Source organism: Rhodococcus koreensis, from assembly GCF_900105905.1.
Classification (GTDB): domain Bacteria; phylum Actinomycetota; class Actinomycetes; order Mycobacteriales; family Mycobacteriaceae; genus Rhodococcus_F; species Rhodococcus_F koreensis.
The window spans coordinates 2,571,551-2,592,653 of record NZ_FNSV01000005.1 but is presented as its reverse complement, the minus strand read 5'-3'; the positions used below and the strand labels follow the sequence as shown (position 1 = coordinate 2,592,653).

Here is a 21,103-nt window from a genome sequence, read left to right as displayed (position 1 = left end):
TCATCCCTGACGGAAGTAGGTAGATATGCGAATTGGTGTAGACGGACGCAAGATTCCCGAGAGCCGTGCTCGGGGTCCCGTGAACAGCCTCGAACACGCCGACGAACTCGGTATGGCCGGCTTGTTCTTCCGGACGGTGCTCGATATGAGTCCGGCCCTGGATGCCGGCGAATTGCGCGACATCCGATCCAAGGCAGACGAACTGGGTATGTATCTGGAGACCGGTCTGGGCAAGGTCAATCCCTATGCGAACCCGGAGGCGCCGGAGCTGCGCGCCGTCGGCGACGGCGATATCGTCCTCGGCTTCCGCCGGATGATGGAAGCGTGCGCCGCCATCGATTGCCGTGAGCTGTGGGTGGCCACCGCGAACTACAAGTCGGTGTACAGCGGCCGCTGGGCATACGACCGCTTCCGCACCGACGTGACGTGGACGGAACAGCTGGACGCAACGGCGCGTTTTCTCGGAACACTGGCTCCGATCGCACGAGACCTCGGAATCCACCTCAACCTGGAAACACACGAGGAGATCACGTCGTTCGAACTCGTCCGGCTGGTGGAGGCGGTCGGCTCGGATGTGGTGGGGGTCGTGTTCGACACCGCGAACGTGCTCCAACGCCTCGAACATCCTGTCTGGGCGGCCGAACGGCTGGCGCCGTACGTGCGTCAGACGCACATCAAGGACGCCGCGATCACCTACACGGAGGGCGGTCTCGCCTACCAGATGCGCCCGTGCGGCACCGGCGTCGTCGACTTCCATCGCATTCTGCCGATACTCGCGGCGGCGAATCCGGCTCTCAATCTGACGATCGAGAACGACGAGTCGCTCGACGACCTGCCCCGTCCCCGGCGGACGATGCTCATCGAGGCGTTCGATCCCGAATTCCTCGACGGCCATCCCGATCTGACGGTCCAGGAGATGGCGGCGTACCTGGACATGGTGCAGTCGTACGACCGGCAGCTCCGGTCGGGAGAACGGATCGACAACGCCGCCTACGCCGCGCAGCCGTACGGCTATGCGGAGACGGTGTCGTACATCAGGTCCAGTGCGGATCACGTGCGAAGCGTGTGCGCGGAATACGATCTTCCCGTCGAATCGATCACGAAGGCAGGCGATCTCGCGGAGTCGGCGCGGTGACCATCGGCGACGGCGTCGGCACGGTTGTCCGGGAACTCGGTGCGTGCGCGCGTGCGCTGGGCGAGGAATCGACCCCGCGGGAGACCATCCGCACGGCGTCGGGTCTCGGTCTGCGGCACGTGGAGTTCGCTTCGCCTTTCGTGATTTCGCCCGCACTCGATCCGACCGCCTTCCGGGCACTCGCCGATTACGGACGTTCACTCGGTGTTCGGCTGAGCTGCGCGCTGGGAATGGTATCCGCAGGGCATGCCGAACGGACCACACGATTCCGCGAGGCGGGTCGGGGCGATCTGGTTGCGGGACTGAGCAAGGCGTTGAGGGCGATCGGGGAACTCGACACCGACTACGTCCAGATCGTCGTGGGTACGCTGGACGACCGCTATGACGCGTCGGTCGGGTGGCCGGAGCAACTCGACGCCACGGCGCAGTTGTATCGGAACCTTGCCCCGGTGCTCACCGACCTGAGTCTGAAACTCGCGGTCAAAACGCACGAGGAGATCACGTCACACGAAATCCTCGCGCTCGTCGACGCCGTCGGCTCCGATCATCTGGCGGTGGCGCTCGACCCGGTCAATCTGCCAGTGAGAGGCGAGGATCCGGAGCTCGCGACCGCCCGGCTCGCACCGCACGTCGGCCGGATTCACTACGACGACGCGTGGATCACCTTCACCGGTCGCGGTCTCGCACGACGGTTGTGCCCGGGCGGTCAGGGCGACATCGACTGGGGAGCGATCTTCCGCATCCTCGACGGCGCAGGCTCCAGAGCGCCGGTCCTCGTCGACCTGCACCGCGGAGAGTTCGAGATGCCGGTGTGTGACGAACGGTGGCTTCTGCAGAACAGCGACGTCTCGCTGAGAGAACTCTCGATCCTGTCGTCCAGGGCGCGGCCCGACCGGCCTCCGGTGACGGCCACGGCGCCGCGACTGCAGGCTGCGCTGTCCGAACTGGCAACGATGACGCGCGGGACGGCGGCATGAGCGCGATGTTGTTGTACGGAGCCACGATCGTGACAGTGGACCGTGAACGCCGGATCATCGACGACGGCGCCGTCCTGATCGACGGTGGCCTCATCAGCGTGGTCGGTGACAGCGAGGCGCTCCTCTCCGTCACGGATCGGTCCGTCCGCCGAATCGATTGCCGGGGCAAACTGGTGATTCCCGGGCTCGTCGACGCCCACGGACACGCCGGCCACTCGCTGATCAAGACGCTGGGATGTGACAGCCCGACATTCTGGATGCGAACCGTCACACCTGCGTACTTCCACGCGACGACACCGGAGTACTGGTATCACGACGGACTGGTGTCCGCGCTCGAACGCGTTCGCGCCGGAGTGACGTGCGGCGTCAGCGTCATGGGATCCCGCCCCCGCAGTGACGATCCCGAGATCTCGCTGGCTCACGCGCGCGCCTACCGAGAGGTCGGAATACGCGACGTGGTGTGTGTCGGGCCGGCGGGTTTGCCGCTGCCCCATCCGGTCACGGACTGGTCCGGCGGAGTTCCCCGGCGACGCGAGGTCGGATTCGACGAGATGCTGTCCGGCGCGGAATCGGTGATCGAGACGGTCGACGGCTACGAGGGCGATCTCACGTCTGTGTTCCTGACACCCTTCACGATCGTCCCCTCGGTCGATCCGTCCCACCCGTCGCGACCCGACGTTGCCACCAATCTCACCGAAGGCGATCGCTACCAGGCGCGCCGGATCAGGGAAGCAGCGGAGCACTGGGGTGTCCGCATCCACTCGGATGCGTTCGGTGGCATGGTGCGGCTCGCGGCGAAGGACCGGGAGTATGCGCTCCTCGGGCCGGACGTCCACCTGCAACATTGCACGGGCTTGTCTGCCGAGGAGGTCGCGATCCTGGCGGAGACCGGGACGTCCGTGGGGCATGCGCCGGGAGGACGTGCGCCGGTTCCTCAGATGCTGCAGGCAGGCATCACCGTTGCGGTCACCACCGACGGGTCGTCGCCGCGGCGTCCGTTCGACCTCCTGCAGGCCGCGCGCGCCGTGCAGGCCGCCAATCAGCTTCTCGCCGACGATCCCTACCTGCTGCCACCGGGCCGTTTGCTCGAGATGATCACGATCGATGCGGCCGCGGTCCTCGGGATGTCCGACGTCATCGGATCCATCGAAGTGGGCAAACGCGCCGATCTCGCGATTCTCGACATGCGCAAGCCGCATCTCGTACCCAACTGGATGCCGGTGCACCGCCTCGTCTACGAGGCGACCGGAGCCGACGTGCACACGGTGATCGTCGGGGGAACGGTCGTCATGGAAGACCGCACCGTGTGCGGCGTCGACGAGACGGCAGCACTGGACGAGGGAGACCGGCACGCCCGACTGCTCGTCGAACGTGCCGGCCTGGCGCACCACCTCACCGATCCCGGATGGCGAAGCAACAGGCGCGAATTCGACGAGCCGATCGAGGTGACCGTGCCATGACGGAACCGGTGGTCAGGATGACTGCGGCCCACGTCCTGGCCCATCGCGACGATGATCACATTCTCGTCTCCGACGGGGAGATCGTCTATCGGGGCGCGCGGATTCTGCACGCGGGACGGGGATGGGACGGCCCGGTCGACGAGACGATCGACTGCGGCGACGCTCTGATCATGCCGGGATTCATCGACCTCGATGCGCTGGCAGACATCGATCACGCGCTGCTCGATTCCTGGGCGACACCCGATCTGGCACTCGGGCATCAGTGGTCGGCCGACTACTTCCGATCGCGGCGGCGCGACGTGTTCGACGTACCCGAGCGTGCCGTCATCCGCGAATATGCTCTGTCGCAGCTTCTTCGGCACGGCGTCACCACCTTCATGCCGATCGCCTCCGAGACCCACAGCAGTTGGGCGGAGACCTGTGACGACATGGTCGAGGTCGCGCGGATCGCGGAGCGTCTCGGAATTCGTGGATATCTCGGCCCCGCCTACCGGTCCGGCGTCAACGTCGTCGACGGTGGACGTCGGACAGTGCTGTTCGACGAGGAACGAGGCCGAGCCGGGCTCCGAGATGCCGAGCGCTTTCTCGACTATGCCGCCGACCACGGCGGCGATCTCGTACACGGCGCTCTCCTGCCCTGCAGGATCGAGACCCTGACAAGGGAACTGATGGCAGCGACCGCACAGCTGGCGCTTGCCCGCGACGCCGTGGTGCGACTGCACTGCATGCAGGGTGGGGTGGAGTTGGCGCTGCTCGACGAGTGGTACGGGATGCGCCCCGTCGAACTCCTCGAAGCGTCCGGACTCCTGGCGACGCGTCTGCTGGTGCCCCACGGCATTCATCTCGGCGCGCCGGGCGGTGGCGGGCGGCAGGCCGACCTGCGCCGACTCGCCGAGGCGGGTGTCACCATCGTGCATTGCCCGATGACATCCATTCGGTACGGAGCCGTGCTGGACTCGTACGACCGGTATCGAACGGCCGGTGTCCACATCGCCCTCGGAACCGACTCATTCCCCCCGGACCTCGTCCGCGGCATCGACTACGGCACCCATCTCGCCAAACTCGCCGACAGGTCACTCGCGGCGGGTGCCACAGCCGACTACCTCCGTTCGGCGACGCTCGGCGGTGCTCGTGCCCTCGGCAGAACCGATCTGGGCCGCCTGCAGCCCGGAGCGAGTGCCGACTTCATCGTGGTCGATCTCGCCGACTTCGCCATGGGGGTACGCGACGATCCGCTCCGCACCCTCACGATGAACGGATCGGCCCGCGACGTCCGCCGGACGGTGGTCGCAGGCCGCACCGTCATGGTCGACGGCGTCGTCCTCGGTGCCGACCAGTCGCGGCTGCAGGCTCGCGCGCAGGCCCTGTTCGAACGCATGAGGGCGGCATACAGCGAACGCGACCACCGACGCAGACCACCGGCCGAACTGTTCCCTCCGACCTTCCCCGACATCACGAAAACCACAACACCGAAGAGGTATTCGCATGATCAATCCTGAGCGCTCCCACCTCGTCGAAGGCAGTCACTGGGTCAGCCCGTTCAACTTCGACGCCACCGTCCAGGCGCAGTTCGACTGGCCTTCACCGTTCGCGCTGATCGACAGCACCCTGCGGAAGACGCTTTTCACCGCGGGCGCAACCACGTCGATGGACGGATTCGTCCGGATCGCGGCGGCGCTCGGTGCGGCGGGAATCCGGGAGGAAAGCATCAACATCAACTGGGGTGGCGGAGCGTCACCGCTGCCGCGCGAAGCGGCGCTCGTTCGTGCCGTCGCCGCCCGGGACTTCGGATTCCGGCTCAATGTGTACGCCGACACCCTGCTGTCGGACGGAGAGAACTACCAGCAGGTCGGCATGAAGGAAACCGTCGATCAACTGCACGAATGGGGAGTGCGCACGTTCGCGCCGGGCATCGTCCCGGCACCCTCGGCCCCCGCCCGGTCACGTCAGTACCGCGATCTCGAGAAGTTCTTCGAGTACGTGCGTGAGCTGGGTGGCGACGCCACGATCACGCTCGCCAACGTGGGCCGCCGCGACTTCGACGATCTGGTGGCAGCCTCCAACGTCGCCGTCGCGCTCGGTGCGCGGCGTCTCGATCTGATGGACTCGACCAGCAGTCTCGGCCCCGAAGCGATGAAACTGTTCGTCCGGACGTTCCGGGAGCGCCTGGTCGAGGACGTGCCGATCACCATGCATGTGCACGACGACTTCGGCCTCGGCACCGCCACGGCCGTCGCGGCCGCGACGGCAGGCGCGAGCCCGGACGTGTCGGTGTCCGGAATGTCCTACCGTGCCGGCTTCGCCGCGCTCGAGGAGGTGGTTCTCGGTCTCGAAGTTCTCTACGGCGTCGACACGGGGATCCACGTCGAACAGCTGACGTCCCTGGCGCAACTCGTGGCGTCGGAAAGTTCGGTGAGCCTGCCGCCCCTCAAGCCGGTGGTCGGAGGATATGCCCACCTCAAGCACATGCCCGGTGACGTCATCGCTGCGATCACCGGGGGACCGGACGTGTTCCCGCCCGTCTCGTCGTGCGTGAGCCCCGCAGTGGTGGGCGGTCGGCAGGAGTGGGTGTGGGACAGCCTGACCACTGCTCGGATGGCGGAGGTGCTGCTGCAGTCGCTCGGACTCGATGCGGACGCGGAGGAGATCGCGTTCGTCCGCAGCTCGCTGGACGACGCAGTGGCCGCGGTGACGTCCTATCCGCGGTGGTTGAGCGCCGGGGACGCGTCCCGCGTGGCGGAGGAAAGCCTCGCGCTCTATCGGCGCGCGAGCGCACATGCCTGACATTGCCGTCGTGACGCTCAACGCCCTGGACGAGTCCGCTCTGGAGAAAGAACTATTGATCTGCACGCCGTCGCGGACCTGGGCAACCGCGGTGCTGTCCGCACGCCCCTACGTCGACCGTGCGGACCTGCTTGCTGCGGCCGGGGAAGCGTGGAATTCCATGACGTCCGAGGACGTCGCGATGGCGCTGGAGAGCTATCTTCCGCTTTCGGACCCACCAGACTCGGCCCATGCCGCAGCCGAGCACTGTGCACTCGTCGCCAGCTCGGCCGGGAGACTCGCCGTGCTGCGTGAGAGGGAGTCCCGGTATCGCGCTCGGTTCGGCTTTCCCGTGGTCATCGCGGCGAAGGGGCTCACTCTCGACCGGATCCTGGCGGATATCGACGAAAGGGTGACCAACGGCCGGCCCGACGAGTTGGTGGTTGCACAACGCCACATGGCGGCAATCGGAGAGGGGAGGCTCGCGACGTTGATCGCGAAGTGTGAAGAGGACGGGTGAACTGCGATACATTCGGGCCGATGATCACGACTGTCGAAGCGAGCACCCGGACACCTCCCGGTCGGTGGTACGACAGCTTCCACGCAGCGGCCGCCGTTCTCGAGGCGTTCGGATGTGCCCCGTCGGACGCCGGCAGGTGTGTGGCGGTGGTGGCGACGGATCTCGGTGTCTGGGTGTTCGAGGGTGATCCGAGGTCGACGGTGGACGCGGTCATCCATGCCGTGGAGCGGGCGATCGTCGCCGGCGGGCAGGCGTTCGTGCTGGGATGCGCCGCTGTGAGCGGGACGGATCAGCGGGTCGTGCGGACGCTTCGGGTTCCTGACGGCGACAGGATGGCCGCGGCCGCCGCGATGGCGCGCGAACTCGTCGCCGATACGCAGGAGCCGATCAGAACAGCACCGGGTCGTCGAAACCGGGAGTGTGCTCGAGGGCCAGCAGTTCACGTTTGGTGAGCGTGCCGCCACCGGCGGAGAAGCCGCCCACCTGCCCGCCGGCGGCGAGGACGCGATGGCACGGGATCACGACCGGCAGCGGATTGCGGCCCAGCGCCTGACCGACGGCCTGCGCGGCGCCCGGCTTGCCGAGTTCCGCGGCGATGTCGCCGTAGGTGAGGGTGGTGCCCGGGTCGATCGCGCGGGTGATGTCGTATACGTGGCAGTCGAATTCGGGGATCCCCTCGAAGTCGAGGTCGATCCACCGTAGATCGTCGAGGGCGCCGCCGAGATGTTCACGTATTCCGTCGATGGCCCGCTGGATGGGCGCGGGAGGCTGGTGCTCCACCGCGTCCGGGAAACAGTGTTCGAGACGCTGCCGCGTGGATTCGGGTGAACCTTCGGGTAATTGCACACCCACGATCCCCGCGGCCCGCCACGCGATGGCGCAGGTGCCGAGGGCGGTGTCGAACAGGGCGATTCCTGTGGTCACCAGCCCAGTATGCCTCCGACCTCCGACACATACCGTCCGTGAACCGCGGTCGGCGGAAGTTCGATCAGCGGCCGCGGCCGCCGGAGCCCTGACGTCTCGGATCAGGCCAGTCTGGATGTTCTGGACTGCTCGACTGGTCGGGAAAGATGCCGCCGAGGGGTGCGCCGATCCGGAACTGCTCCAGGCGAAATAGACCTTTACCTCCCTCTTTGGGGCCGAAATGTGCGACCGACGCGGCCAGGAGGGCTATGCACAGGAGCGTGATCAGTGTCGTCATGGATCCGAGCTTCGCGAGAACTGGCTTGGAGTTGAATAGCCAAGGGGTTGATACTGGACTGCATGATGACTCGTGTACTCGGAGCACGCTCCCTGGCCAGAGACCTCGGCAACTGGCAGGACGACAGTGGCCGCCGCTCGGCGGCGCGACCCGCCTACCGGGCACTGGCCGAGAGCATTCGCCTGCTCGTGCACGACGGCCGCATCCCGCTGGGTGTCGCGTTGCCGAGTGAACGCGAACTGGCGTCGGTGCTGGAGTTGAGCCGGACCACGATCACGTCGTCGTATTCGGTGCTCCGGGACGAGGGGTATCTCATCAGCAGGCAGGGGTCGCGCAGCACGGTCGCGCTGCCGCTCGGGGCGCGGCAGAACGGGCTGATGTTCCGGGCACACCAGCCCGGGTCCGACGGTGCGGTGGTCGACCTCAGTTACGCCGCGATGGCCGCTCCCGCCGAAGCGGTCGAACAGGCCTACGCCTATGCGTTGCAATCACTTCCGCAGTTCCTTCCGACTCACGGAATGGAGCCGGTGGGCATCGGCGCGTTGCGGGACGTGATCGCGGCCCGCTACCGGGCGCGGGGACTCGAGACCTCGCCCGAGCAGATCATGGTCACGTCCGGTGCCCAGCACGCGCTGCGGCTGCTCCTCAACGTGCTGACGGCGCCGGGGGAGCGGGTGCTGGTCGATCACCCCACGTACCCCAACGCGCTGGAGGCGATCCGCAGGGTCGGTGCGCGTCCGGTCCCCGTTCCCGTGCGGCCGGAAGGTGGCGCGTCGGGGGCGTGGGATCTCGACGGAATCCGCAGCGCCGCCCGGCAGACCGCGGCCCGGATGGCGTACCTGATTCCGGACTTCCACAACCCCACCGGGCTGTGCCTGGACGCGTCCGGGCGGGCCGAACTGGCGCGGATCGCGCGCGACACCCGCATGACCCTGGTGGTGGACGAGACGATGGTCGACTTGTGGCTCGACGAGCCGTCACCGGGTCCGGTCGCGGCGTACGGCAAGGGAGCGGCGAAGTCGGAGGTCGTGACGATCGGGTCGGCGGCCAAGTCGTTCTGGGGTGGGCTGCGCGTCGGCTGGATTCGTGCGGATCCGGCGCTGATCACCCGGCTCGCCGGGGCGCGAGCGGCGGTCGATCTGGGGACACCGGTGATGGACCAGCTCGCGGCGGCGCATTTGCTGTCCGACGACGACCTCGTTCTCGCGCGTCGCCGTGCGGAGCTGCGGGAACAGCGGGGCGCGATGCTCGACGCGCTCGCCGACCGCCTCCCGGACTGGATCCCGACCATCGGTTCGGGAGGGATGTCGCTGTGGCTGCGGATGCCCGCGCCGGTCTCGACGGCGCTGGCGGCGACGGCCCCCAACTTCGGGGTGCTGCTGGCGGCGGGACCGCGGTTCGGGGTGGAGGGCGCGTTCGAGCGGTTCGTCCGGCTCCCGTACGCGCGGACGTCCGACGAGTTGCGCCGCGGAGTCGACGGCATCGCGGCGGCGTACGAGACGCTGGCCGTCGACCGTGAGCTCGCGGAACCGTCCCTCGTCGTCTGAGCACGTGAGTGGCAAAGCGTGCTCGAGCACGCTTTGCCACTCACCTGGGGGTCAGGCCCAGACGGTGTCGATGTCGACGCCCTCGCGGGCCGGCGGGGTGGGAGCGCCGGCGGGGGTGCGGGAGAACCGGGGCGCCGGGGCGTGCTGGGTGACGCCGTCGAGGTCGATCAGCGACCCGCGGGCGGCGATGTGCTCGTTGGACGGCGCCTCCTCGAACGTCAGCACCGGGGACACGCAGGCGTCGGTGCCGAGGAAAATGGCAGCCCACTCGTCGCGCGTCTTCGACAGGAACTTCTCGGCGAAGACCTTCTTCATCTGCGGCCACGCCGACACGTCCATCTGCTGCGGCAGTTCGGCGGGGTCGAGTTCGAGGCCCCGCAACAGCAGGGCGTAGAACTGCGGCTCGATCGAGCCCACGGCCATGTACTTGCCGTCGGACGTCTCGTAGGTGTCGTAGAACGGCGCACCGGTGTCGAGCAGGTTGACGCCCCGCTCGTCGGACCAGACGCCGCGGCCGCGGAACGCCCACATCATGTGCGACAGGGCCAGCGCGCCGTCGACCATCGCCGCATCCACGACCTGCCCCTTGCCGGACGACTGGCGTTCCACCAGCGCCGACAGGATCCCGAAGATCAGGAACATCGAACCGCCGCCGAAGTCGCCGACCATGTTCAGCGGCGGCACCGGACGCTCTCCCTTGCGGCCGATGGCGTGCAGGACGCCGGTCAGCGAGATGTAGTTGATGTCGTGGCCCGCGTTGCTGGCGAGTGGGCCCTCCTGGCCCCAGCCGGTCATCCGTCCGTACACGAGTCGCTCGTTGCGCTCCAGGCAGACGTCCGGGCCCAGTCCCATGCGCTCGGTGACCCCGGGCCGGAAGCCTTCGATCACGACGTCGGCGCGCTCGATGAGCCCGAGCACCTTCTCGACCTGCGCGGGGTCCTTCAGGTTGGCCTCGACGACGCGGCGGCCGCGCTGGATCTGGTCGTACGGACCGTCCGGCGGGATCACTCCGGGCCGCTGGACGCAGACCACGTCGGCGCCGAGATCGGCCAGGAGGGCGGCGGCGTGCGGGCCCGGTCCGAGGCCTGCGAATTCGACGACGCGAATGCCCGCGAGGGGGCCCTTCTTCTCTGAAACTGGAGCAGACACGCGAGTTCCTCATTCCGGTGCGAGACGACCTGTCGAATCGACGTTAACTTGCGGTCGCCGGGCCGTGTGCCCCGGGTCACGGGATGCCGCCGTGGGTGACCCCGCGCTCTTGCCTGCCCACGGGTGCGCGGGGCACAGTTGATTCATGAGTCTTCAGGGTGAGCTCGTGAGTTTCGTGGCCAGCACCGATCTGGACGTCTCGGAGATGTTCTACGTGGAGACCCTGGGGCTGACGCGCGTCTCACGGGACGAGTTCGCGTTGGCCCTCGACTGCAATGGGGCTCTGCTCCGGGTCACGCTGGTGCAGGCGAAGGCCGACACCGGGTACACGGTGCTGGGGTGGAAGGTCCCCGACCTGAACAAGGTCGTCGAATCACTGCGCAGCAAGGGCATCGATTTCACCGAGTACCCGGGGATGGATCAGGACGAGCACGCGGCGTGGCTCGCACCGGACGGCATCCGTGTCGCGTGGTTCCGGGATCCGCACGGCAATGTGCTGTCGCTCTTCGAGGATCCGAACTGACGAGCGTCAGCCGCGGCCGGCGAGCAGTGCCTCGGTAGCCGCCCACAGCCGCGCGGCGAGTCCGGCGTCCCGTGCGTCCTTGCCGGGCTGAACGACCTTGCAGCCCTTGACGTACTGGCCGGTGAACTTGCCGCTCTCCGTGGCGGTCGCGGTCCACACCGCGGTCTCCGCTGCCTTGGCGACCTCGGCCATGAACGGTGTCAGGAGTGTGCCGACCACCTGGTGGCCGAACGGCAGACCCCGGCCGAGGGCGGTACCGCGGACGAATCCGGGGTCGGCGCAATTGACGACCAGCCTCGCGGGGTCGGACCGGCGCGCCAACTCGCGGGTGAACAGGGTCAGGGCGAGTTTCGAGTTGTTGTACGCGCGCTGGCCGTGGAACGTGTCCTTCGCGCCGTCGAGGTCGTCGAAGTCGACGCTGCCGCCGCGATGTCCCGACGAGCTGATGTCGACGATCCGCGACGGACGCCGGAACCCGGCGGCGTCGGCCGTCGACGCCCGCGCCATCGCCGGAGCCAGCGTCGTCGCCAGCACGAACGGCGCGAGGTAGTTCACGGCGAACGTCTCTTCGATGCCGTCGACCGTCAGCCGGCGCTGCCCCACGTCGACGCCCGCGTTGTTCACCAGCACGTCGATCCGCGGGAACCGATGCAGCAGTTCCCCGGACAGCGTGCGGACCCGGCCGAGCGAGGACAGATCGGCCAGCGCCGAGTGCAGTATGTCGCGGTCCGCGCTCTCGGACAGGTCGGCGATCGCTGCGTCGATCCTGTCCTGGTCCCGGCCGACCAGGACGACGGTGGCGCCGCGCTGCGCGAGTTGGCGGCAGGTCTCCAGGCCGAGGCCCGAGGTGGCGCCGGTGACCACCATGGTGCGGCCTGCGAGGTCGTTCGACTCGGTCATTCTCGCCTCCCGAATGCAGGTCTCTACGAGAGTAGGGCAACCGGCAGGGGCGCAACGGGGAACGAGCTGACGGTCCCGCTAGCGCCGGTGCTCGTACCCCAGCCAGGCCCGCCGGCGCTCACCGAGCGGATCGTTCTCCACCCTGCTCGTGTCGTCGATGACGAGCGTCTCCCGGCGCTCCGGCGAGTACCGCGGCCATCCCGGTGCGGGCGTCCCGTGCCGGGCGAAATGCAGCCAGTGCGACTGGACGGTGTCGGTGACGGCCCGCAGCCCGCGGCGTCCCCCGAGCGCGGTGAGCAACCGCGCCCACGTCCCGGTCAGCCCGAACACCGCGTACAACTCCGTGGCGTGGGTGGCGCCCAACCCGAGGATGCGGAGCAACCGGGGTGCGAAGTCGTACCGGTAGCTGTAGGTCGGGGCGACGGTCGTGTGGCCCTGCGCGCACAGGACGGACGGTTCCCAGAACGTCACGTCGCCTCCGAGGTCCGCGGCCGCTCGCCGGCCGGGATAGCCGGGGTAGGCGGCGATCGCCCGCTCCTTCACCGCCACGTCGACGTGCGAGAACATCTTGTCGATCCGGGTGGGATCGGTGGGCAGGATGTTCAGGAACCGGGGAAAGACCCTGCCCTCGTGGCGGTTCGTGCCGATGATCAGCGGAACGGGATGCCCGGATCCGGACGCGAAACTGTCGAGCGGATGGGTGGGAAGGAAGAAGCCGTCGACGACGGGCGCGAACGCGCGGGTTCCGGGTTCCTCGTCGGCGCCCCGGTGCGCCAGCGTCGTCCCCGCCGCGACGAAGTCGGCCGGGTCGGCGGTCTCGAGCCACGTCGCGGCCTCGGACAGCGGGATCCCGGCGATCTCGAGGAATTCGCGCGACCACCGCGCCGCCCGGTCGGGGTGGTAGGCGGAGGCCACCGGTGGGCTCTCGGCGATGGCCCGCGCGAAGAGGCCTTTCGCGGCGGGTGTGGTCATCAGGGTGGTGACGGCGTTGGCGCCCGCGGATTCGCCGAAGATGGTGACGTTGTCGGGGTCGCCGCCGAATTCGGCGATGTTGCGCTGGACCCATTCGAGTGCGGCCACCTGGTCGCGGAGGCCGAGATTGGAGTCGAAAGGTCTTTCGGGGGTGGAGAACTGGGTGAAGTCGAGGTATCCGAGCGATCCGAGGCGGTAGTTGATCGACACGTACACGATGTCGCCGCGGCGGACCAGCGACTGGCCGCCGTAGAGCGACGAGGACGAGGTTCCGCCGGAGTAGGCGCCGCCGTGGATGAACACCATCACCGGGCGCGCCCCGGACGTGCCGGGTGTGGCCAGCACGTTGAGGGTGAGACAGTCCTCGTCGGTCTCGCCGCGCTGCGCTGCGGGGGACCCGAAGTGGAACGCCCGCCGGACCCCCGACCACGGTTCGACCGGGTGCGGGGCCCGCAACCGCAGCGGCCCGACCGGGGGAGCGGCGTAGGGGATACCCCGCCACGCTGCCAGGTCGTCGATCCGGCGCCCTCCGACGGCGCCGGCATCGGTGTGTACTTCCAGAGCGCTCACAGGCCCTGCCCGTGGTAGCCCGAATACCCCTCCCATGCCAGCCTGCGCTCCCGGCGCGGGTCGTCCTGGACGGTGGTGACGGTGTCGAACACGAGTGTTGCCCTCCGGTTGGTGTCGTACTGCGGCCACGACACCAACGGTGTTCCCCGCGAAGCGAAGTGCAGCCAGTGTCGCTGCACATTATCCGTCACGTCCTTCAGGCCACGTCGTCCGCCCGGCAGGGTGAGGCCGCGGCCGATCAGAGTGTCGGCGATGTCGAACACGGCGAACAGCTCGAACCCGTGCGTGGCGTCCAGGCCGAGCCACTTCATCGCACGGGGCGCGAAATCGAAACGGTAGCTGAACGTGGGGGCGTACGCGGAGTGGGCCTCGGCCAGTTCGATCGACGGCCTCCAGAACGTCAGGTCGCCGCCCAGGTCGACGGCGGCGTCCGGCGCCGGGTAGCCCGGATACGCCGCGGTGACGCGCGCCTCGGCGGCGGGATCGGTGAGTGCGAACATCCGCCCGATCCGGTCGGGGTCCGTCGGCAGTGCGTCGAGGAATTTCGGGAACAGGGTGCCCTCGCGGGCATTGGTGCCGATGATCAGCGGAACCCGGTGCGCCGAACCGGCGGCGAACGCGTCGAGCGGCGGCTTCGGCAGGAAGTCGCCGTCGATCACGGGTCCGAACGGGTGCAGTCCCGGCGTCTCCGAGAGCACCTTCGCGCCGAGACGGTTCCCGGCACGGCCCAGCGCGCCGACGGGTGACGAGGCGAGCGCCTCTGCGGCAGTGCCGGGTTCGGCTCCGAGCAGCGTCACGTAGTCGGATGCCCACCGGGCGGCCCGGTCCGCCGTCGCGACGAGTCCGGGCGCGGAACTCTCCGAGATCGCCCGCGCAAAAAGGCCTTTCGCGGCGGGTGTGGTCATCAGGGTGGTGACGGCGTTGGCGCCCGCGGATTCGCCGAAGACGGTGACGTTGTCGGGGTCGCCGCCGAATTCGGCGATGTTGCGCTGGACCCATTCGAGTGCGGCCACCTGGTCGCGGAGGCCGAGGTTGGAGTCGAAAGGTCTTTCGGGGGTGGAGAACTGGGTGAAGTCGAGGTATCCGAGCGATCCGAGGCGGTAGTTGATCGACACGTACACGATGTCGCCGCGGCGGACCAGCGACTGGCCGCCGTAGAGCGCGGTGGCCGACATGCCCAGCGTGTACGCGCCGCCGTGGATGAACACCATCACCGGTCGCGCCCCGGACGTGCCGGGCGTGGCCAGCACGTTGAGCGTCAGGCAGTTCTCGCTGCTCGGCTGATACTTGCCCGGCCGGAGCGCGGTGAACTTCTTGTGCTGCACGGCGGCGTCGCCGAACTCGGTGGCGTCGAGCTCACCGGACCACGGCGTGACCGGCCGGGGTGCGCGCAACCGCAGCGGACCCACCGGGGGAGCGGCGTAGGGAATTCCCCGCCACGCGACCAGGTCGCCGACGCGCCGGCCACGGACCACCCCTGCGGTCGTCCTCACCAGTGTGTCGGTCGTGAGAGTGTCAGACGCCATGTCGGCGACTATACGGAGACCGCCTGGGGAGACGCTGTCAACGCCCGTGGTGTTCCGTTCGGGTCAGCGCCGAGCCTCCAGCAGCCGCAGCCACACCTCGCTGACGGTCGGGTACGACGGGACCGCGTGCCACAGCGTGTCGAGCGGCACCTTCCCGACCAGTGCGATGGTGGCGGCGTGGACGAGCTCGGCGACGTCGGTGCCCGCGAACGTCGCTCCGACCAGGGTGTCGGTGGCCCGATCGACCACGAGTTTCGCGTGACCGCTGAAATCGTCGCGGGACAGAGACGAGCCGGCGACGGCGATGTCGACCTCCACGGTCTCGACGTCCACGCCGGCGTCGCGTGCCTCCTGCGCGGTGATCCCGACGGCCGAGACCTCCGGATCGGCGAACACCACCTGGGGGATCTGCCCGTGGTCGGCGGTGGCCCGGAATCGGGACCCGTCCAGCGGCCTGCCCTCGGCGCGGGCGGCGATCACGTCTCCGCACACGCGGCCCTGGTACTTGCCCATGTGGGTGAGCAGCGCGCGGCCGTTGGCGTCGCCGACCGCGTACAACCACTCGTCGGCCGTCGTCAGATGGTCGTCGGTGGTGAGGTATCCGCGGGAGTTCAGCAGTCGCGCGTCGAGGCCGAGCGACGACGTTGCCGGTGTGCGCCCGGTCGCGACGACGATCTCGTCGACGACGAGCGGGTCCTGGCCCGCGACGTCCAGGGTCACCGGGCCTCCGTGGATGCGGCCGATCCCGGTGTCCCGGGCGTCGGCCCGTTCGACGCCGCGAAGGTCCGCCCCGAACAGGATCCGCGCACCCTTCTTCTCGAGCGTGCGGGCCACCCGCTCACCGGCGAACGGTTCGTTCTTCGGGAGCAGCGCCCGGCCGCGGACCACCATCGTCAGTTCCTCGACACCCAGGTCCAGCAGCCACGTCGCGCTCTCACAGGCCACGACGCCGCCGCCGACCACGGCGACCCGGCGGGGAACCTCCCTCAGGTTGGTGGCGTCCCGCGAGATCCACGGCAACGCCGCCCGCAGGCCGGGGGTGTCCGGGACCGTGGCGGTCGTCCCGGTGGCGACCACGACGGCGTGCCGGGCGCGCAGCTCGCGGGAATCGCCGACCGTCACCGTGCGGTCCCCGGTGATGCGTGCCGATCCCCGGATGACGTCGATCCCTGCCGCGTCGGCCCACATCACCTGCGACGAGTCGTCGTGGTTGTTGGTGAACGAGTCGCGGCGCGCCAGCACGGCGTCCACGTCGAGCGGACCGGCGGACACCCCGGGCATGTTGCGGGCCGCGCCGAGGACCTCACCCGGGCGCAGCAGCGCCTTGCTGGGCATGCAGGCCCAGTAGGAGCATTCCCCGCCGACGAGTTCGTGCTCGATCAGCGCCGCGGTGCGGTCGCTGCCGGCGATGGCGTAACTCGCCGCGTTCTCACCGGCGGGACCGCCGCCGATCACGATGACATCGAACTCTTCCGCGCCGCTACCGGAGTCAGTCATACCTGTAACCGTAAGCCGGTCGGTGCGCGATGTCAGACGTTCCGGCGGGCCTCCCGCGTTGTTACCGCCGAGTAGATACTGTGTCGGGATGACACGGCAGAAGATTCTGATCACGGGGGCGAGCTCCGGGCTCGGCGAGGAGATGGCCCGCCGGTTCGCGGCCCAGGGTCGAGACCTCGCGCTGTGCGCACGACGCGTCGAACGACTCGAGGCCGTCCGGGACGAATTGCGGGCATCGCATCCCGGGATCGCCGTCGCCGTCCGCGCACTCGACGTCACCGACCACGACGCCGTGATCCGGGTGTTCGGCGAACTGCGCGACGAACTCGGCGGACTCGACCGCGTCGTCGTCAACGCCGGTCTCGGCAAGGGAGCCAGGATCGGAACGGGCCGGGCCGACGCCAATCTCGCCACCGCCCGCACCAACTTCGTCGGCGCCCTGTCGCAGTGCGAGGCGGCGCTCGGCATCTTCCGCAAGCAGAACTCAGGACATCTGGTGCTCGTGTCCTCGATCAGCGCCGACCGCGGCCTGCCCGGCCCGAAGGCGGCGTACTCGGCGAGCAAGGCGGGGGTCTCGGCACTCGGCGAGGCGCTGACCGCGGAACTGGCGAAGAGCCCGATCGTGGTGACCACCCTGCTCCCCGGATACATCGCCACCGACATGTCGAGCAAGGCCGGCGACAGTTCCGCGCTGACGGCAACCCTCGACGACGGCGTCGACGCGATGGTGTCGGCCATCGAGAAGGAAACGAACCGCGCTGCGCTGCCGGGCATCAAGTGGCGGGGAATCGACGTCGCGTTGCGGTTCCTTCCTCATGCGTGGACATCCCGGTTCGTGTAGGACTGACCTATGACGACCGCCCAGGAATCCTCGTCCCTCGGCTTGCAGCGTTCGCGACCGCGGGTCGTCATCATCGGGGGAGGGTTCGGCGGCATCTACGCGGCCCGCCGGCTGCGCGACGTCGACGTGGACGTCACCCTGCTCGACCGCGGAACCAGCCACGTCTTCCAGCCGCTGCTGTACCAGTGCGCGACGGGCCTGCTGTCCGAGGGGGAGATCAGCAGCCCGCTGCGCCACCTGCTGCGCGGGGTCCGCAACGTGCACGTCGCCCTCGGCGAGGCGCAGGGAATCGACGCGGTCCGCCGGGTCCTGACCGCCAGCCGCTTCGACGGCTCCACGTTCGAACTTCCCTACGACTACCTGATCGTCGCGGCCGGCATGCGGCAGGCGTACCACGGGCACGACGAGTACATCCAGTGGGCGCCGGGGATGAAGACCCTCGACGACGCCCTCGCCATTCGCCGAAAACTGATCTGCGCCTTCGAGATGGCCGAATCGCTGCCCACCGCGGAGGAACGCAGGCCGTGGCTGACGTTCGCCGTCGCGGGCGGTGGACCCACCGGAGTCGAACTCGCGGGCCAGATCCGGGAACTCGCCGTGCACGCCCTGGCCAACGAATTCCAGTCCATCGACCCCTGCGAGGCCCGGGTGCTGCTGTTCCACGGCGGCGACCGCGTTCTCCCGTCGTTCAACCGCAAACTGTCCGCGGCGGCGCAGCGGACGCTCGACAAGGTCGGCGTCGAAACGCACCTCGGTGTGCACGTCACCGACGTCTGCGAGACCAGCATCGAGACCACGGCCAAGAACGCGGCCCGCACCAAGAAGCGCTACGGGGCCCGCACCGTCCTGTGGACCGCGGGCGTCGAGGCCGTGCCGTTCGCCGCCGCTCTCGCGAATGCGCTCGGCGTGAAGCAGATTCAGGGCGGGCGCATCGCCGTCGAACCCGACCTCACGGTGCCCCGGCATCCGAACGTCTGGGTGATCGGCGACCTGATGTCGCTGAACGACCTCCCCGGGGTGGCCGAGGTGGCGATGCAGGGCGGTAGGCACGTCGGAGGGTGCATCGCCCGCACGATCGAAGGCGGAACACAAGACCGCAAACCCTTCAAATACCGCGACCTCGGCAGCGCCGCCTACATCGCCCGCAGGCATGCACTGCTCCAGGCAGGCCCGATCCGGATGTCCGGGTTCCTGGGCTGGGTGTCCTGGGGCGCCATCCACATCGCGTTCCTCGCCGGGTACCGCAACCGGTTCGGCACCCTGCTCAACTGGGCCGTCACGCTGGCGTCGCGGACGCGGCGGGAGCGGGCGATCACGTACGGCGATCCGGAGTCGGCGCGGCAGCCGTACACCGATCTCAGGACCGAGTCGTAGCCTTCACCAGGCCCGCGCGGTGAGCCCGTGCCGAGCCAGGACCTCGCCCGCCCGCTGGCGGAGCGCTGCGCGGTCCGGGCTGTCCAGCGACTCGAGCGCGAGGGTGTAGCTGCCGCCGAAACGGCTGAGGTAGGCGGACAGCCGGGTGCGGCTGGTCACGACACCCGGATGCACGGCGCGGGTGGCGATGCCGGTGGCCCGGTGGCCGTCGATCGTGGCGAGCGCGTCGGGCAGCGGTCCGATGTTGGAACACAGCACGTCCCGCTCGCCGGGATTGCCGGTCAGGGCGTGCGCCACGCGGTCGGGCACCAGTTGCAGCATCTCCTCCGGGAAACCGGCCGGGCTGGTCATCGCGGGCGCAGCGAACGCGGCGCGGCTCGCCGCACGCACGTCCGCGACGGTGTCCTGCGGGGTCACGTCCACCTCGACCACGGCGACGGAGTTCGCGGTCCCCGTCGGGTCGCCCTGGCCGCGCAAATCCATCGGCACACTGATCGTCAGCGGCCGGGTCTCGCCGTCCCGCCGCGCCAACTCGGCCACCACGGTCAGGAACAGGCTGTTCGGGGTGCCGCCCGCCTGCTCCGCGACGGCGTCCCACCGCTCGGCGTCCACGTCCAGCACCGCCCCCACAGGTGAGTGGCAAAGTGTGCCGGGCGACGCTTTGCCACTCACGTGCAGGAAACGGCGCAGTTCCGCGCGACGGGACCCGCTCACCACCAGACCGGCGACTGCGCGGGCCGTCCCCTCGGTCACCCGGCGGGCGAGCCGGGTGGCGTCCCACATGTCCGCGACAGCGCCTCCCGCACCAACCGCGTCCGACGGCGGCGCGCCCTGCAGGGCGGCCGCGATGGCGGCCGCCAGTCCGCGCGCGTCCGCGATCACGTGGGAACACACCAGTGACAGCACCGTTCCCCCGCCGGCCGGTCGCGCGCAGGCCAGCCGCCAGCCGGGACCACGTTCGGGGTCCACCGGCAACGAGGCCTGCTCGTCCGCCCACGCCAACACCGCCCCTGCGTCGATCTCCGCGTATTCGACGGGAAAGGCGTCCGCGCTCGGCTCGAACCGGGGCCGCGCGCCGGGGACCCGCGGGCGCACCACCCGCCTGCCCAGCGGTCCCCGCGCGAGGTCGGCGATCAGGGACTCGAGCGTCGCGGTGTCCACCCGGCCGTCGGTGCGCCACAGTCCCTGCATCACGATCGGCGTTCCCCACCCCCGATGGGTGCGCAGGAACATCTCGTCGACGACGCTCAATCGGGCGCTCACCAGCGAAGTGTACGACCGGTCGCGTCGGTCGCCGGAGGTCGGCCTCTGGACAACCGGCGCATACTGGAAGTGCAGCGCTGTACGGACCGCACACGGAGAACACCATGGTTAGCGTCGAGAAATGGAAGGTGTGGGGTTCCGTCGTGGAGGTCGACGTCACCGAAGGCGCCGCCCTTCCCGAGGCCGCAGCGCTGATCGCGGCCGTCATCGACGAGGCCGAATCGGTCTGCGACATCCACCGCGGCGACGCCGAGATCCACGCCGTCAACCTGTCCCAGGGTGCGCCGGTCAAGGTCAGCAGGCGGATGTCCGCACTGCTGCGTTCGGCGCTGTGGGCTGCCCGGATGACCGACGGGGTGGTGAACCCGCTCGCCACCGAATCCCCCGACGAGGACCTGATCCCCACCGTGCATCCGGAACCCAGTTTCCTCGACGTCCAGATCGACGACGATGTCGTGTTCGCGCCGTGGGGCGCCTCGTTCGACATCACCGACACCGCCAAGGCCGACACGGTGGATCGGGCGGCGGAACTGGTCGCCCGCCAGCTCGAGTGCGGGGCCGCCGTCCGCATCGGCGACGTCATCGCGACGGCCGGGCACTGTCCCGCCGGCGGCTGGCAGATCCCGGTGCCCGGCGACGGCGAGGTCGAACTGGTGAACGGGACGGCGATGGCGACGGCGGTCGCGCCGCCGGTCACCGAACCACCCACCACCACCGAATGGGAGACGGTGACGGTGATCGCCGACGACGCACTCTGGGCGTACGCGGCCAGCGTCGCCGCCCTCGCCCGCGGCATCGGCGCGATCCGGTGGATCGAACAGCACGAGCTGCGTGCCCGGCTGGTGGACCGCTCCGGCCGGGTCTACACCACCGAGAGCTGGTGAA

Annotated in this window: 19 protein-coding genes; 11 read left to right on the top strand and 8 right to left on the bottom strand. The window is 69.1% G+C overall.

The annotated features are described in order from the left end of the window. Positions 1 to 25: 25 nt before the first annotated feature. Genes BLV94_RS16725 through BLV94_RS16700 form a run of 6 tightly spaced genes read left to right on the top strand, consistent with a single transcriptional unit; the run spans position 26 to position 6,855 of the window. The gene (locus BLV94_RS16725) at positions 26 to 1,135 is read left to right on the top strand and encodes a sugar phosphate isomerase/epimerase family protein (protein ID WP_072937348.1); all 1,110 of its coding nucleotides are present in this window, start codon (positions 26 to 28) and stop codon (positions 1,133 to 1,135) included. Continuing rightward, positions 1,132 to 2,112, top strand: a complete 981-nt coding sequence (locus BLV94_RS16720) for a sugar phosphate isomerase/epimerase family protein (RefSeq protein ID WP_072937347.1) — start codon at positions 1,132 to 1,134, stop codon at positions 2,110 to 2,112. The genes BLV94_RS16725 and BLV94_RS16720 overlap by 4 nt, the downstream gene beginning before the upstream one ends. Beyond that, positions 2,109 to 3,572 carry an amidohydrolase family protein gene (locus BLV94_RS16715; RefSeq protein ID WP_072937346.1) on the top strand — a complete coding sequence of 488 codons (1,464 nt, stop codon included), beginning with the start codon at positions 2,109 to 2,111 and terminating at the stop codon, positions 3,570 to 3,572. The genes BLV94_RS16720 and BLV94_RS16715 overlap by 4 nt, the downstream gene beginning before the upstream one ends. Next, positions 3,569 to 5,071: a chlorohydrolase family protein gene (locus tag BLV94_RS16710; RefSeq protein ID WP_072937345.1), complete on the top strand. Its 1,503-nt coding sequence runs from the start codon at positions 3,569 to 3,571 to the stop codon at positions 5,069 to 5,071. Before BLV94_RS16715 ends, BLV94_RS16710 begins: the two co-directional genes overlap by 4 nt. Continuing rightward, the gene (locus BLV94_RS16705; RefSeq protein ID WP_072937344.1) at positions 5,058 to 6,356 is read left to right on the top strand and encodes a 2-isopropylmalate synthase; all 1,299 of its coding nucleotides are present in this window, start codon (positions 5,058 to 5,060) and stop codon (positions 6,354 to 6,356) included. The genes BLV94_RS16710 and BLV94_RS16705 overlap by 14 nt, the downstream gene beginning before the upstream one ends. Beyond that, on the top strand, positions 6,349 to 6,855 hold the full coding sequence (locus tag BLV94_RS16700) for a 2-oxo-4-hydroxy-4-carboxy-5-ureidoimidazoline decarboxylase (protein ID WP_072937343.1): 507 nt from the start codon (positions 6,349 to 6,351) through the stop codon (positions 6,853 to 6,855). The genes BLV94_RS16705 and BLV94_RS16700 overlap by 8 nt, the downstream gene beginning before the upstream one ends. Before the next feature lie 387 nt (positions 6,856 to 7,242). On the opposite strand, the gene BLV94_RS16690 is transcribed toward BLV94_RS16700, so the two are convergent. Further along, entirely contained in the window at positions 7,243 to 7,779 is a 537-nt protein-coding gene (locus BLV94_RS16690; protein ID WP_072937342.1) for a methylated-DNA--[protein]-cysteine S-methyltransferase, read from the bottom strand. Between the two features lie 64 nt (positions 7,780 to 7,843). Next, positions 7,844 to 8,056, bottom strand: a complete 213-nt coding sequence (locus tag BLV94_RS16685; protein ID WP_244163608.1) for a hypothetical protein — start codon at positions 8,054 to 8,056, stop codon at positions 7,844 to 7,846. A gap of 62 nt (positions 8,057 to 8,118) precedes the next feature. On the opposite strand from BLV94_RS16685, the gene yczR reads away from it, so the two are divergent. After that, positions 8,119 to 9,603, top strand: a complete 1,485-nt coding sequence (gene yczR / locus BLV94_RS16680; protein WP_072937341.1) for a MocR-like transcription factor YczR — start codon at positions 8,119 to 8,121, stop codon at positions 9,601 to 9,603. Between the two features lie 51 nt (positions 9,604 to 9,654). Here yczR and BLV94_RS16675 read toward each other — a convergent pair whose 3' ends face one another. Continuing rightward, a complete protein-coding gene (locus tag BLV94_RS16675; protein WP_072937340.1) occupies positions 9,655 to 10,752 on the bottom strand; it encodes a CaiB/BaiF CoA transferase family protein in 1,098 nt (365 codons plus the stop codon). Positions 10,753 to 10,897: 145 nt separating this feature from the next. Here BLV94_RS16675 and BLV94_RS16670 point away from each other — a divergent pair, with 145 nt between their 5' ends. After that, positions 10,898 to 11,275, top strand: coding sequence for a VOC family protein (locus tag BLV94_RS16670; RefSeq protein ID WP_072937339.1), 378 nt, complete (start codon positions 10,898 to 10,900; stop codon positions 11,273 to 11,275). Between the two features lie 6 nt (positions 11,276 to 11,281). Here the strand turns inward: BLV94_RS16670 and BLV94_RS16665 are convergent, their stop codons facing one another. The 4 genes from BLV94_RS16665 to BLV94_RS16650 form a co-directional block, all read right to left on the bottom strand. After that, on the bottom strand, positions 11,282 to 12,175 hold the full coding sequence (locus tag BLV94_RS16665; RefSeq protein ID WP_072937338.1) for an SDR family oxidoreductase: 894 nt from the start codon (positions 12,173 to 12,175) through the stop codon (positions 11,282 to 11,284). A gap of 78 nt (positions 12,176 to 12,253) precedes the next feature. Next, positions 12,254 to 13,753, bottom strand: coding sequence for a carboxylesterase/lipase family protein (locus BLV94_RS16660; RefSeq protein WP_072937337.1), 1,500 nt, complete (start codon positions 13,751 to 13,753; stop codon positions 12,254 to 12,256). Beyond that, positions 13,714 to 15,243 carry a carboxylesterase/lipase family protein gene (locus BLV94_RS16655; RefSeq protein WP_072937336.1) on the bottom strand — a complete coding sequence of 510 codons (1,530 nt, stop codon included), beginning with the start codon at positions 15,241 to 15,243 and terminating at the stop codon, positions 13,714 to 13,716. Before BLV94_RS16655 ends, BLV94_RS16660 begins: the two co-directional genes overlap by 40 nt. A 63-nt stretch (positions 15,244 to 15,306) precedes the next feature. Beyond that, positions 15,307 to 16,740: a dihydrolipoyl dehydrogenase family protein gene (locus tag BLV94_RS16650; protein ID WP_072937335.1), complete on the bottom strand. Its 1,434-nt coding sequence runs from the start codon at positions 16,738 to 16,740 to the stop codon at positions 15,307 to 15,309. Between the two features lie 88 nt (positions 16,741 to 16,828). On the opposite strand from BLV94_RS16650, the gene BLV94_RS16645 reads away from it, so the two are divergent. Continuing rightward, positions 16,829 to 17,581, top strand: coding sequence for an SDR family oxidoreductase (locus tag BLV94_RS16645; protein ID WP_072937334.1), 753 nt, complete (start codon positions 16,829 to 16,831; stop codon positions 17,579 to 17,581). Between the two features lie 9 nt (positions 17,582 to 17,590). Continuing rightward, positions 17,591 to 18,955 carry an NAD(P)/FAD-dependent oxidoreductase gene (locus BLV94_RS16640; protein ID WP_072937333.1) on the top strand — a complete coding sequence of 455 codons (1,365 nt, stop codon included), beginning with the start codon at positions 17,591 to 17,593 and terminating at the stop codon, positions 18,953 to 18,955. A gap of 3 nt (positions 18,956 to 18,958) precedes the next feature. Here the strand turns inward: BLV94_RS16640 and BLV94_RS16635 are convergent, their stop codons facing one another. Further along, a complete protein-coding gene (locus BLV94_RS16635; protein WP_083395587.1) occupies positions 18,959 to 20,218 on the bottom strand; it encodes a hypothetical protein in 1,260 nt (419 codons plus the stop codon). A 104-nt stretch (positions 20,219 to 20,322) separates the two neighbouring features. Here BLV94_RS16635 and BLV94_RS16630 point away from each other — a divergent pair, with 104 nt between their 5' ends. Beyond that, complete coding sequence (locus BLV94_RS16630; RefSeq protein ID WP_072937332.1) at positions 20,323 to 21,102, top strand: FAD:protein FMN transferase; 780 nt, start codon at positions 20,323 to 20,325, stop codon at positions 21,100 to 21,102. The last annotated feature ends 1 nt before the right edge of the window (position 21,103 follow it).